We start from the raw sequence: 14,292 nt of genomic DNA, 5'->3' as shown, positions 1-14,292 counted from the left end.
CGAAGCGGCTCGCGCCGGATGCGTGCAGCGCCCGGATGGCATCGAGGAACTGCACCGGCGCGGTCAGTTGACGGATCAGCAGTGCCTTCAGGTCGGTGTCGTCGGTGACGTAGCCGCCCGCCACGGGCGAGTACACCGGCACCCGCAGGCGACGCTGCCCGATACCGGCGATCGCGGTGGCGAACTCGTCCGCCGCCGGGCCGAGCAGCGAACTGTGGAAGGGATAGGGCGCGTTGAGCGTGATCGCCCGAACATCCAGTGCCTCCGCCAGTTTCGTCACGGTCGCGATCGCCTCGTCACTGCCGGAGAACACGGTCTGGCGCGGGGCGTTGACCACCGCGATACCGAGACCCGGTCGCGCGATCGCGCCCGCCACGGACGCCGCGCGGACGGCATCGAGTTCCACCGCGACCATGCCGCCGCCGGTGAGACTGTGCGACAGCAGCGCCTCGGAGCGATGACACACCAGGCGCGCGCCGTCGGCCGGATCGAAGGCGCCGGCTGCCGTCAGCGCGGCGATCTCGCCCATGCTGTGCCCGACCAGCACGTCCGGGACGTAGTGCCGCTCGGCCAGCCGGTAGCTGCCCAGGCCCGCGGCGAACACGGCGAGTTGCAGCGCGAACGGATCGGTGCGGACCAGTTCGGCGGCCGCCGGCGCGGCGGGATCGGTGAGCAGCGCCGAGACATTCGCCCGGCCGAATTCGCCGGCCACTCGATCGGCCATCTCGAGTACCTCGGCGACCTCCGGGAAGTCCACTTCCGCGAAAAGGCCTGCCCGGTAGCCCCCCTGGCCCGGCAACAAGAAAACTGTATTCATCTGTTCACAACACTCTCTGGGTGAATCTTCGTCGTTCCGTTTCCCCCGGATCACCATTCGACCGGCAACCTCCGAATCCCGTAGATGACCATGTCGTGCCGGAAGGGCAGGGTGTCCAGCGGTTCGGCCAGTCGCAGCGCCGGCAGGCGCTCGAACAGCCCGGTGAAGACGGCCGACAACTCCACCCGGGCCAGGGTGAGCCCGATGCATTTGTGGAATCCGTGGCCGAATGCCACGTGCCGCTGTGGCGCCTCGCGATGGATGTCGAACGCGTCCGGCTCCTCGAAGACCGCGGGGTCGCGATTGGCGGTATTGAGCATGACGAGAACGCCTTCGCCCTTGCGGATGAGCTGTCCGGCGACCGTGACATCCTCCAGCGCGGCCCGGGGCAGACCGGCGTGGTTGATGGACAGATAGCGCAGCACCTCCTCGACCGCCGTGGGGAACAGCGAGGGGTCGGCCTTCAACTCCGCCAACTGATCCGGATGCTCCAGCAGGGTCGCCACACCCAGCCCGATCGTCTGTACGAGCGTGTCGTAACCCGAGAGGAGGATCACCGCGGCCATGCCGACGAATTCGGCGTGCGTCAGGGTTCCCGCATCCTCGTGGGTGACCAACCTGCCGAGCATGTCGTCGGTGGGATCGGCCTCCTTCTCGGTGACCAGCCGATCGAAGTAGGTCAGCAGCGCCTCGGCGGCCTGATGCGACTGTTCCTGGGTGCTGCTGCGGTCGAGGATCGTATCGGCCGCCGGAACGAATATCTCGGTGTCCGCGTAGGGAACGTTGAGCAGTTCGCACATGACAGTCGCCGCCATCGGCAGCGCCAGCTGCCGGACCAGATCGGCGGGGCCGCCCCGCTCGACCATGTCGTCGATCAGACGGTCCAGAATCGCCCGCATCCGCGGACGATGCGCCTCCATCCGGCTGATCATGAAATCGCGAGTCACCAACCGGCGCAGGCGGGTGTGATCCGGCGGATCCTGAAACAGGAAGAAGCCCATGGGTAGGGGAGTGTCGCTGTGGATGTAGGACGGAAATCCCGATGTCGTGTTGTCGGAGCTGAACCGCAGATCGGTCAGCACGGCGCGCACGGCGTCATAGCTGGTCACCATCCAGACGAGCTCACCGTCGGGCATGCGCACCCGGAACACCGGGTGGTCGTCGGTGAACTCCCGGTACGCCGGCGGCGGATCCAGCGGGTAGCGGCGGGGCATCGGGAAATCCGGTATCACAGTTGTCATTTCGGGCTCCATCAACGAGGCGCACGGGTCGTGGCGGCAGGGGCGGGCAGGTAGCCGATCGAGACGAAGTAGTCGAGGTAGATGTCGAACAGGCGCCCATCGACGGGATGGCATTCGATACCGGAATCACCCAGTGCGGCACGCAGGTTCGCGGTGTCGAAGGTCGGCTTGCTGCCTTCGTAACCGACCTCGTCCGCGGGTTTGTCCGCACCGAACAGCGGCAGATAGGGCGCGAGCTCGTTGTCGTCGCCGCGTTCTACGGCGGCGACCAGCTCGCGATACCACTCGACGTAGTCGAGACGCCGGATCGGATATCCGTAGTCGATGACCAGATCGAAAAGGTCGTTCATGTTCATCGCATTGGCGGCCGGAATGTTGAACACGGCCTCGTCGTGGGGACCGCCGAGCGCGCTGTGCACCACCGCGGCGGCGCAGAAATCGACGGGCACCAGATCCAGCAGGAGGTCGTAATCGAGGCACGCCCCGAGTTGGATACATCCCTTGATCAAATGGTTGATGAAGGTGTCGGTGGTGCAGGCCCCGGTGATCTGCGAGCCGGTGATCGCCCCCGGCCGATAGACGTGCGCCGGAATCCCGCGGCGGCGGGCCGCGATCATCAGGCTGTCGGCGACCCATTTCGACTGCCGGTATCCGCCGGTCACGTCCTCCGGCGTGACGAGTTCGGTTTCCTCCCACAGCTGTTCGCCACGCAGGTGCACCGGATATACGCCGATGGTGGACACGAAATGCACGGGTTTGACGCGCTGATCAGCGGCCAGGCGCAGTACCTCCAGGGAGCCCAGCACATTGACCGCGCGGATCTGCCGATAAGGAACGATCCAGCTGGAGATCGCCGCGTTGTGCACGATCATCTCCACCGTCGCGGCCAATTCCGAATACGTGGCGCGGTCCAAGGCGAGATACGGGCGGCCGGTGTCGCCGGGTATCCCGATGATCCGGTCCTCGTCCCCCTCTTTCGACAATCCGTATTCGGCCAGGCTCTCGAGCACGCGCTGGGCCGCCTGTGCGCGATCGGCGGCGCGGGCGAGCACGTACACCGTCGCGGTGGATCGGTCGAGCAGCTCGCGCAACAGGAAGGCGCCGGTGTATCCGGTCCCGCCGGTCAGCAGGACTGTGCGGTACGGCCCGGGTGCCGGCGGCGCCGCGCCCTCCTCCGGGCGGACGTCGTCGGGGAGTACCGCATCGGCCAGCAGCTCGGCGTCGCCGATCCCGCGCGGATTGTCCGCGCCGGTGACCTCGACGGCGGCCTCGGCGCTGACCATCCGGGCGAGCCGTGCGATGGTCGGTTCCTCGAACATCCGGCGCAGATCGATCGAGACGTCGTACGCCTCGCGCACCTGCGCGACCATCTGCAGGACCGTCAGCGAGTCGCCGCCCAGATCGAAGAAGCTGGTCTGCACGCCGACTCGCGACAGTCCCAGCACGTCCTGCCAGATGCGCGCCAGCCGGGCTTCCACCGCGGAACGTGGTGCCACATAGGCGATGTCGTCGCCTCGCTCGCCCGCGCTCAGGGTCGACAGCGCGCGGCGGTCGACCTTGCCGTTGGGCAGCTTGGGCAGTTCGGCCATCACCACGAAGTGGGCGGGCACCATCGCATCGGGGAGCCGACCGCGGGTGTACGCGCGCAGCGTGGAGCGTAGCCCGGAGGCCCAGGAGGAGGTCAGCGGGTCGTTGGCCAGGTGTCGGGTCGTGCTCATGCGATGTCCTCCGAATCAGTGGCGTCACCGGGCCGGGACCCGAACGCCGCGTCGAAACGATCCAGGCGGCCGTCCTGCGCGACCAGCAGCCGTACCGGCCGGCCCAGCTCGGCGGCCAGGTCGTGCACGTCTTCCGGGTGGATGCCGTCGGCGTCGGCGTCCCACAGTTCGCGCTCCACGTCCCACGCGGTGGCGCGCCCGTCGATCCGGTCCAGAATCCCTACGACCGCACCGGCCCGGGTGAGCCGCCGATTGGGAATCCCGGACACCCGCAGCCCTTTCGGGTCCTCGTCGAGCCGGCGGCGCAGCGCCGCGAGGTCGCCGCCGAGGCTCTGCCAGGCCAGCACCCGCGGTGTCGGTTCGGCCGGCGCCGGCCCGACCGACAGGGTGACGTCGAAGCGGAAGGTGGTCATCTCGTTATCGGACCGGCCCCGCTTGATCTCGCACCGGGCCTCGCCGATCCCGTCGAGCGAGGTGGCTAGTTCGGCGAAGAACACCGGCGACAGGCACAGCTCCGACTCGTCCTCGCGCCGGCGGGCGATCGCGGACCGGACCTCGTCGACGGTCTGATGCGCTGCGGCGCGGTGCAGTTGGACCGCGGCGTGGAACTCGGGCAACATCTCCACCGATCGGATGTCGCCGACGAAGACCGCGCCACCGGGCCGCACCGCGCGCACGGCATCGGTGAGCACCGTGCGCAGATAGTCGGCCCCGGGGAAGTACTGCGCCACCGAATTGATCACGACCGTGTCCAGGCTGTCCGGCTCCAGCCCGGCCAGATACTCGGGACCGGATTCGACCAGCACCACGTGTTCGGGCAGCGCACGCCCCGCACCGAGGCAGACGGCCGCGGATTCCACTGCGGCGGCGGAGATGTCCACGCCGTGGTACTGCTCGACGTCCGCGACGAGGGACCGCAGGATCAGCCCCACGCCGACGCCGATGTCGGCCACCCGCGACGGCCGCAGTGCGCGGATGCGAGCCACGGTGTGCGCCAACCACTCCCGCATCTGCTCGTCGGGAATCGGATCGCCGGTGAAGCTGCTGAGCCAGCCCGCGAACTCCGACGTCGACCGCTCGGCCTCGTCGCCGCTGTAGACGCTCTGCCAGACCTCGCCCCAGCGCCGCACGTGGGCATCCCACGCGGAGCTGTCCGCGACCGTCTCGGCGGGCGACACGTACGCGACGAGCTCCGCGCCGTGCGCACCGTCGGCCACCGCGACCGCGACCTCGTTGAGCATCGGATGCCGTGACAGCACGCTCTCGATCTCGTCGGGCTCGACCCGGTGACCGCGAATCTTCACCTGCCGGTCGACCCGGCCGAGGAAATGCAGGCGACCGTCGGCCCGCCAGCGCACCCGGTCGCCGGTCCGGTAGAAGGGTCTGCCGGATCCGTCGGCGACGAATCGATCGGCGGTCAGCTCGGGCCGTCCGATGTAGCCGGCGGCGACGCCGTCCCCACCGATCCACAGCTCGCCCGGCGTTCCGATCGGCACTGGCCGTCCGGACCGGTCCATCACCCGAATCTCGGTATTGGCAATGGGTTCGCCGATGGAGATGTTGTCCGCCTCGGCATCGCGGACCCGGTCCAGGGCGTACACCGTGGACCAGACCGTGGTCTCGGTCGGCCCGTACATGTTGAGGATCCGCACCTGTGGCAGCGCCTCGACCAACCGCCGGGCCAGGCCGGACGGGAACGCCTCGCCGCCGATGAGCAACGCACGCAGGTCCCGCATCGACTCCAGGGCCAGCGGTTCCGCGGCCACCACACTGAACAGCGACGGGGTCCCCTGCACGAGGGTGACCCGGTGGCGCTCGCACAGCTCGGCGAACGGGTACCGGCTCTCGGCGATCTCGATCTCGTGGGCGTCGCGCAGGCGGTCCACCCAGGTGAGGCTGTCCATCACCTCGGCCGGGTCGATCCCGAAGTCGATCAGGCACGCCACCTCGTCGACCCCCGCCTCGGCCACCGTCCGGATGAGTTCGGCGCAGGTGTCCGGCGACCCGAACAGCCCCGAACTCTCGAAGTACCGATCGATGGCCAGATCAACGATCGCCTCGAGCTGCTCCTCGACGTTCAGCTCGGGGAAATCGCGGCCCGTCGTCGCGAACATGGTTCGCCACAGCTCGGTGGAGCTGAGCAGATAGTCGCGGAAAGGGCCCCGCGCCTTGCGTTTCGCCTCCTCCGTATCGTCGGACATGAAGGTGTGCACCATCAGCGTGACCTGTCCGGGGCCGTCGTATCCGGCCTCCTGCCGCGCCAGGCGGTAGGCCTTGATCTTCTCCGCCAGCTCTGCCGGGGCCTGCCCGAGCAGATGCGTGAGCAGATTGGCCCCGGCCGCGCCCGCCTTCTGAAAGGTCTCGACCGTGCCGACCGAGGTGAGCCACACCGGCGGCTCCGCCTGAACGGGCGCGGGAAAGATTCGCACGTCCACGGTTTCGCCGCTGCCGCCGGTGCGTCGTAGCGTGCCACCGCGCCACAGGGTGCGAAACTCCTCGAGCTGCTCGGCCATGCGCACCTTGCGGACCGGGAAGTTGTCCGGCCGCAGGATGAAGTCGTTGGAATTCCAGCCCGCCGCGAACGCCAGCCCCACGCGGCCGTTCGACAGATTGTCGACCAGTGCCCACTCCTCGGCGATACGCACCGAATCATGCAGGGGGGCAACCACACTCCCGCAGCGCAGTCCGATCCGTTCGGTCACCGTCGCCAGCGCTGCCGACATGACCGACGGGTTCGGATAGAGCCCACCGAATGCGTTGAAATGCCGCTCCGGCGTCCACACCGCCTCGAAGCCGTGGGTGTCGGCGAACTTCGCCGCGTCCAGCACCAGCTGATATCCCTCCCGCAGCGACGCACCGGCCGCGGCGGCGAAGAAGAACAGGCTGAATCCGAGCGCGCGATCGGGCGATTCCGATTGCCGCACAAGGTTGTCGACGATGCGTTCACCGGCGACGACGACCTTGGCGCCGTGGGTGAGCGGCCACAGGATCTCCAGCACCGAGATGTCGAACGAGACGCTGGTGAGGGCCAGCACCACATCGTCGCTCGTGCAGCCGACGCGATCGTCCATACCGGTGAAGAAGTTCACGACATTGCGGTGGCGGATCGCCGTGCCCTTCGGCTTTCCGGTCGATCCCGAGGTGTAGATGACGTAGGCCAGATCGTCGCCGCCACTGTCGATTCGCGGGCGGTCGTCGGTCCGGGCGGCGATGGCCGCGGCGTCGGCCCGCAGATCCACGACCTGCCGCGCCGTCAGACCGTCCGGGGCGCCGGGACCCCTGACGAGTACGCCTATGCCCGCATCGGCGGCGATATCGGTGAGTCGCACCTGTGGGAACGACGGATCCATCGGCACGTAGGCCGCGCCCGCCTTGAGCACGGCGAGCAGGGCCATCACCAGATCCCCGCCGCGGCGCACGCTGACACCGACGAGGTCCCCGCGCCGCACACCGAGGCCGAGCAGATGGTTGGCCAGCCGGTTGGCACGGGAATCCAGTTCCCCGTAGGTGATCTCGTCGTCCCGGTGCACCACGGCCCGGGCGGACGGGTCGTCGTCGACGCGGATCTCGATCAGTCCGTGCACGGTGGCCGTGCCGTCGTAGGGCACGGTGGTCGCGGTCCACTCGTCCAGCAGGTCGAGTTCGGCCGGACCCAGCAGCGCGAGCTCGGCGACCGGTGTGCGCGGCCGGTACGCCGCGGCCGCCAGCGCCCGCTCGTAGTAGCCGGTCAGTCGATCGCAGAACTCCTCGGGCAGGACGGCGATATCGCAGTCGAGCCAGAGCTGGAGCCCGCCGTGTTCCGGGTCGACGAGGAAGTTGACCGCCAGCGGGTAGTTGGTTTCCGCGACACCCAGGGTCACCGTCATCGGCGCGTCGTCGGGGAAGTGGAAGTCCATGAAGTTGACGTAGCTGTCCAGCCGCAGGCTCTCGCCGAGATCCTGCTGGATCTGCGCGATGGGATAGCGCCTGTGCGGCAACGACTCCCGCTCGTGGGCGAACACCTGCCGCGCCGCGTCGACCAGCGTCGTCGCGGAGATGTCGAGCCGCAGCGGCAGGGTGTTGAGAAATACGCCGACCGTGGTGTCCGCGTCGGGGGCCTCCAGTCGGCCGTTGACGACCACGCCGGTGACCACCTCGTCCCCGCCGCTCACCCGCCGCAGCACGGCCAGATGCGCGGCGGTGAGCAGCGACTTCAGTGGCAGGCCGGCCTCTTTGGCCACCGCGCGCAGCCCGCCGGACAGCTCCGAGGGGACGGCGACGTCGTAGCGCCGATGCCGCGACACCGGCGACTGGGCCGGGGTGGTGTGGACGAGCGGCGTGGGTTCCACGTCGCGCAACAGCTCGGCCCAGTACGACCGCGAGGCCACGTCGGCCGTCGCCGCGCGCTCGGCCACCACGAAATCGCGGTAGGTCGAGCCGATTTCGGGGAGATCGAGCTCCCGCCCGGCCAGGTGCGCGCAGTAGCGCCGCACGATCTCCTCGAGCATCCGCATATCGCTCCACCCGTCGAGCACGACGTGATGCTCGACGGCCGTGAGCTGGAACCGATCCCGGTCGCAGGGGTGCACGACGAACCGCAGCAGCGGTGCGACGGACGTATCGAACCGCGTGAACTTGGCCTGTTCCACCCAGTCGGCGATCGCCCGGTTCCGGGCAGGCTCGGTCAGGTCGCCGAGGTCGTCGCCGAGCAGCACCGGTATCTCCACGTCGGTGTGCACGAGTTGCAGGGGCTGGGAGTACCGGGTCAGGTCGAACGAGCAGCGCAGCGACGGGTGCCGACGGGCGGTGTCCCGCACGGCGTCGCGCAGTGCCGCCAAGTCGAGAGCGGCATTCACACGGACCGACGTGACCACCCGGTACACCGACGAGTCCTCGGAGAACGCGGCATGGAACAGCATGCCGGCCTGCATCGCGCTGAGCGGGTAGGCATCCTCGATGCCGTCGGGGACGAGCGCCCGGTCCGCCGGGCCGAGCAGGGCGAACGGCTCCTGGACCGCGGCCGGTGCGGCGTCGCGGTCCAGCGGCCGGAGCCGGCCGGCGAGCTCTCTGATCGTCGGCTCCTGGAACAGGTCGGTGATGTCGAAGGACCAGCCGCGGCGCTCCAGCGCGGTGCGGACTCGGATGGCCTGCATGGAGTCGCCGCCGACGGCGAAGAACGACTCCTCGACACCGAGTTCGCCGGCCCCCAGCACGCTGCGCCAGATCTCGTGCAGCACATGCTCTTCCGGGGTGTCCGGCTCCGTGTGGGTCGCCGTCGCGGCGGTACCGTCCGGGGCCGGAAGCGTCCGCCGGTCCAGCTTGCCGTTGGACAGCAGTGGCAGCGCGTCGAGGACCATGACGACCGCGGGCACCATGTACACGGGCAGCTGCTCCCGCAGCCAGGACCGCAACTCCCGCGTATCGATACCCGAATCCACCTCGGCGGCAACGGTGTACGCCACCAGCTGACGGTCGCCGCCGGCGACCTCGGGGGCGGTCACCACCGCCTGCGCGACCGACGGGTGGCTCAGCAGAGCCGACTCGATCTCGCCGGGCTCGACGCGGAAGCCGTGCACCTTCACCTGCTGATCCAGCCGGCCGCGGTACAGAATGACGCCATCGGGGCGCAGTACGGCCGAATCGCCTGTGCGATACATCTTTCCGTCGCCGAACGGGTTGTCGACGAACTTCTCGCGGGTGAGCTCGGGCCGGTTCACATAGCCCGAGGCCACCTGGACACCGCCGATGCACAGCTCGCCGGGAATACCGGGCGGCATCGACCGGCCCGCGTGGTCGACGATGTACAGCTCGGTGTTGGCCACCGCGCGGCCGATCGGCACCGGGCCCTCGGCGTCGCGGGGACCGCACCGCCAGTGCGTGACATCGATCGACGCTTCGGTCGGCCCGTACAGGTTGTGCAGTTCCGGGCCGTCGCCGTACACCTCGAAGAACCGGCGCACGGTCTCCGGGCGCAGCGCCTCGCCGCTGCAGATGACCCGCCGCAACGTGGGCAGCTCCCGCGCGGCGGATTCGGCGAGGAACAGGTCCAGCATGGACGGGACGAAGTGCACCGTCGTGATGTCGTGGCCGCGGATGGCCTCGGCCAGCGCGCGGGGATCGCGATGAACGCCGGGCGCCCCCAGGTGCAGGACCGCGCCGTTCAGCAAGGGCCAGAACAGTTCCCACACCGACACGTCGAAGGTGAAGGCGGTCTTCTGCAGCACCTTGTCCTCGGCGCCGAGCCGGTATTCCTCCTGCATCCAGAGCAGGCGGTTCACCACCCCGCGATGCGGAACCGCGACGCCCTTGGGGCGTCCGGTGGAGCCGGAGGTATAGATGATGTAGGCGATGTCGTCGGGCGTCGCCAGGTTCTGCGGCACCTCGGCCGGGGGCAGCCCATCGAGTGTATCGTCCACCGCGACAACCGGAATCGCCAGTTCGGGCAGCCCACCGGTGAGGTCGGAGCGGCTCAGCACCATCGCCGCGCCGCTGTCCTCGATCTGGAAGGCCAGTCGTGCCGGCGGATGATCCAGGTCCAGTGGAAGATACGCGGCGCCCGAGCGCAGCACGGCGAGCAGTGCGACGACCAGGTCCACCGACCGCTCCTGGTGGATGCCCACCACCTGCCCCGGCGCGATTCCACGCGTGCGCAGGTGGGCGGCGAGGCTGCCGGAGTGCTCCCACAGCTCTCGGTAGGTCAGCGTGGCCCGCGCCGTCTCGACCGCGACGGAATCGGGCGTGCGCCGCGCCTGGCGTTCGATCAGGTCGGGCAGGGGTGCGCTCAGGTCGTAGTCGCGACGGCGCAGCAGGGTCCCGCCGAACAGCAGGGTGCGCTCTTCGGGCGTGAGTAGTTCGATACTCCCGACGGAGCTATCGGCGGGCGCCCGTGATATCTCGGTCAGGAATGCGGCCAATCGGCCTGCGTGGCAGGCCAATTCGTCGCGGCTGTGCAGTGCGGGGTTGCCGTCGATCGCGAATCGCGCCTCCGATCCGTCCGTCCCGCCGAAGAATTCGATCAGCAGGTCGCGTACGGGGCCCGACGGCAGCTGATGCACGGCGCCCGCGAGTCCGGCGAATCCGATCGTGCCGTCGAAGGTGACGAGGTTGACCAGCACGCCGGGCTGCTCGGCGAAATCGCCGGTGCTCCTGAGCTCGGCGGCCAGATCCTCACCGCGGAACCGCTGATGCTCGAGCAGCTGCCCCAGGCGTTCGGACACCTGGACGACCAGCTCGTCGAATCCCATCGATGCCGATATCGACAACCGCAGCGGCAGCACGTTCGCGAACATGCCGGGGGTCGTGAGAGCGGCCCGATTCGCCCGTCCCCGAACGGGAACGCCGACGACGATGTCCTCGTGCTGAGTCACCCGGTGCAGATACGCGGCCACGACCGCCAACGCGGCGGCCGACCAGTGGACCCGGTGCCGAACGGCCAATTCGCCGACCCCTGCCAGCGGGCGGAGCGGCTCGGTCCGCAATCCCGCCGCGACCGCGGCCCTCGAGCGGTCGTCGGTCAGCGTGAACGGACCGTCCTGCCCGGCGGCGATATCGAGCCAGTGCGCACGGTCCTGCGCGAATTGCTCCGACGATTGATACAGCCGCTCGTCGGAGAGCAATTCGCCCAGTGTGCTCGCAATTCGCGGCCGGGCGGCACGGCCCGCACGCCTCGCCGAATAGAATTCCGCGAGTCTGCGCCAATAGACGACTTGCCCGTAACCGTCCATGACAATATGGTGATAGCGTAAATATAGCAGGGAATGGTCAGGGGCTATGCGCAGCAAAGCCTGAGCGAACAATGGGCCCGCAATGAGATCGACGGGTGTGGCGAGATCCGCGCGCATCCATTCGAGAGCGGATTCCATGGGTTTTCTGCGGTCGCCGAGGTCGATAATTCGCAACGCACCGTATTCGGTGTCGCCGTCGAGTTGCTGCCAGGGAATTCCGTCCTCGTCGAGAACGAAGCGGACCCGCAGGGCGTCCGTTTCCGAAACCGCTGACCGGGCGGCCGCGGTGAGAGCCGTCGCTTCCAGGCCCCCGCGGACCTCGACATATCCGGCAAAATTGTGCAGAATACCACTGCCGTCCGACTCGTGAGCGAGCCAAATTCCTCTTTGCGCGGCAGAGAGTGGTATCCGAGACCCCCCGGTATTGAACATGTAAAGCTCCTTGGATGCCGCCGAGAGGTCTCCGACTGCCGCTCGGCGACAAGACGAACAACAGCATCTTGGCAGGCAACGACAGGAATCCACCCGTGGAAAAGACATGTGCGAGATACGAATCGACGGCCGACCCCTGGCAGGCGATCGATGACGCAGCGTGCCTCCGCCCCCTCGGCAAAAAGTATCAACGCTTAACGACCTGAACTGTAACCAGGCCGCGGTGTGCGGGTCAATAGAGTCGCCGACATCGACGACAATTTCTCGGCCTCGGGCTACCGCTTGCCCATAAGTTTCAGGGGTAGACCGTCCTGCCGCACTATGGTCTTTGTGAACCCGGCCGCCAATTCGCTCAATCGCTTCGTCCCCTCTGTTCCGAGATGCGCATAGGGCGCCACATCGAGCCGATCGGTCTCGGCCTCGATGTCCCGTCGCATCTGCATTCCCCGCTCGGTCAGCTCGCCCACGCCATCCATGAGCCCGCGCTCGCGCAGGCGCTCCTGTGCCGACGCCCACTGGCGAGCCGACCAGCCGCGCGCCGCCTGAAGATAGGAGGGCGTGAAGCCTGTTCCCGTGGCACTGTGCGTGACCAGGGCCTCCAGGCCGTCGAGCCCGGCACCTGCCAGAGCCATCAAATGTCCGTCGCCGCGATGCTCCCGTAACTGGGTGATCGCGTGCCAATAGGCGAGATGGGGGGCGTCGGGCGGCGTCAGATCGGCGTTGGCGGCGTACAGCGCGCGGCCCGGTGTGGAACATCCCTCGCACGCCGCCGTCGCGAGCTTCGCGGCCTCGGCCATCATCGGCGATTCGATGATCTCCGGGCCCAGCAACCGCTTCAGATAGGCATCGACAATGCGAAACCGCGTTCGCAGGAGCATCGAGGGCGACGCCACGGCCCAGATTCGCGGTAGATGTACATCCACGAGTTCGGGATTGAAGTTGTAGAACGTGGCGACAACCGTTCCCGGAGATACGACACCGAGTGGGGCCGCGCGGCCCGCGAGATATGCCATGGGCCCCCGCTGCAGTCCCAATTCCCCATAGTAATCGTCGTGTTCTTGCGCGAAGTAATACGCGATGTGCAGCGGATGATGGGAATTATGGCAGCGCCGCGAGAGCATCGTCGGAAAGTCGATCGACACGTAATTCACGCGCTCAGCCTTTCCATCGCACGGGTAGTGCCTCCGGACCGCGCATAACGCCGGGTCGCCACGCGATATCCGACGAGGGGATATCCAGCCGCAGCTCAGGACAGCGCTGTAGCAGCGAGCGGATTGCCACCGACGCCTCCAATCGGGCCAGCGGTGCGCCGATGCAATAGTGCATGCCGTGCCCGAACGCCAGATGTCCGCGTGCACCGCCCTCGGCGCCGCGACGGATATCGAAACGATGGGGATCGGGGAATCTGGCCGCATCGCGATTGGCATCGGCCAGCGACGCGAGGACCAATTGCCCGCCGCCGGGAATCAGCGTGCCGCCGATTTCGATCGGATCTACGGTCAGCCGGAACGTTGAATACTCCACCGGCCCGTCGTATCGGAGACTCTCCTCGATGGTGCCATCGAGCAGACCGAAATCATCGCGCAGCGCCTCGAGTTGTTCCGGATTCTCCAGCAGCGCCAAGACCGTATTGGAAATGAGATTGACCGTGGTCTCGTGCCCGACAACCAGCAAAATCCACGCCATCCCCAGCAATTCATCGCGCGAGAGCCGATCGCCGTCTTCGTCTGTGGTCCGGATCAGCGCGCTCATGAGGTCGTCGCCGGGCTCGGTCCGCTTGCGATCGAGCAGATCGAGCAGATACCGGGACAGTTCCGGCGCCACCGCTGCCTTCTCCTCGGCGGTTCCCGTGCCGACCATGACGTTTGACCAGTTCCGGAAGGCCTCCCGCTCCAGGAAGGGCACGCCGAGCAGATCGCACAGAATGGTCATCGGAAGCGGAAACGACAGGCCGTTCACCAGGTCGCCGGCGCCCTCCGGCGCCGCGAGCATATCGTCCAGGAGCAGATCTGTCTGGCGCTGCACGGCCGGAGCCATGGCGGTCACGCGGCGCGGTGTGAACTCCTGCGACACCAGCTTCCGCAGTCGCGTGTGGTTCGGCGGATCCGCGATGAGCATGTTCGGCCCGGACCCTATGCCGAGCGACTCCGCCGCCGGGCCGAGATCCTTCGACAGCCGGGTGTCGGCCAGCACGGCCCGCGCCTGCTCGAAGCCGACGACGAGCCATGCCTCGAGGCCGCCGGGCATCAGCACCCGATGCACCGGGCCGCGCTCGCGCAGCCTGGCATAGAACGGGTACGGATCGCGTACGTACCCCGCCCCCAAACCGGACAGATCGATAATCTCATCTGACATCCGAATCGCTCCTAAGCCCGCAATCA

The 14,292-nt window shown here is 67.9% G+C and carries 5 protein-coding genes and 1 pseudogene; all 6 read right to left on the bottom strand.

Annotation, left to right across the window (positions count from 1 at the left end):
* Positions 1–7 precede the first annotated feature (7 nt).
* A pseudogene (locus tag ACIA76_RS16585) lies at positions 8–817 on the bottom strand (ACP S-malonyltransferase); the annotation flags it as partial.
* 50 nt (positions 818–867) lie between these two features.
* Positions 868–2,058: a cytochrome P450 gene (locus ACIA76_RS16580; protein WP_397152668.1), complete on the bottom strand. Its 1,191-nt coding sequence runs from the start codon at positions 2,056–2,058 to the stop codon at positions 868–870.
* A gap of 11 nt (positions 2,059–2,069) precedes the next feature.
* The gene (locus tag ACIA76_RS16575) at positions 2,070–3,776 is read right to left on the bottom strand and encodes a thioester reductase domain-containing protein (protein WP_397152667.1); all 1,707 of its coding nucleotides are present in this window, start codon (positions 3,774–3,776) and stop codon (positions 2,070–2,072) included.
* Positions 3,773–11,911 carry an amino acid adenylation domain-containing protein gene (locus ACIA76_RS16570; RefSeq protein ID WP_397152666.1) on the bottom strand — a complete coding sequence of 2,713 codons (8,139 nt, stop codon included), beginning with the start codon at positions 11,909–11,911 and terminating at the stop codon, positions 3,773–3,775. Before ACIA76_RS16570 ends, ACIA76_RS16575 begins: the two co-directional genes overlap by 4 nt.
* A 275-nt stretch (positions 11,912–12,186) precedes the next feature.
* Entirely contained in the window at positions 12,187–13,062 is an 876-nt protein-coding gene (locus ACIA76_RS16565; protein ID WP_397152665.1) for a hypothetical protein, read from the bottom strand.
* 4 nt (positions 13,063–13,066) lie between these two features.
* On the bottom strand, positions 13,067–14,266 hold the full coding sequence (locus ACIA76_RS16560) for a cytochrome P450 (RefSeq protein WP_397152664.1): 1,200 nt from the start codon (positions 14,264–14,266) through the stop codon (positions 13,067–13,069).
* Positions 14,267–14,292: the final 26 nt, after the last annotated feature.

The organism is Nocardia sp. NPDC051570 (assembly GCF_044454005.1).
Lineage (GTDB): Bacteria > Actinomycetota > Actinomycetes > Mycobacteriales > Mycobacteriaceae > Nocardia.
Note: the sequence above shows the minus strand (reverse complement) of the source record. Positions and strands in the feature narration are given on the sequence as shown.

Bases quoted from the DNA above. Each gene is read 5' to 3' on its own strand.
- ACIA76_RS16580 (WP_397152668.1), bottom strand. From the start codon at position 2,058: ATGACAACTGTGATACCGGATTTCCCGATGCCCCGCCGCTACCCGCTG.
- ACIA76_RS16560 (WP_397152664.1), bottom strand. From the start codon at position 14,266: ATGTCAGATGAGATTATCGATCTGTCCGGTTTGGGGGCGGGGTACGTA.
- ACIA76_RS16570 (WP_397152666.1), bottom strand. From the start codon at position 11,911: ATGTTCAATACCGGGGGGTCTCGGATACCACTCTCTGCCGCGCAAAGA.
- ACIA76_RS16575 (WP_397152667.1), bottom strand. From the start codon at position 3,776: ATGAGCACGACCCGACACCTGGCCAACGACCCGCTGACCTCCTCCTGG.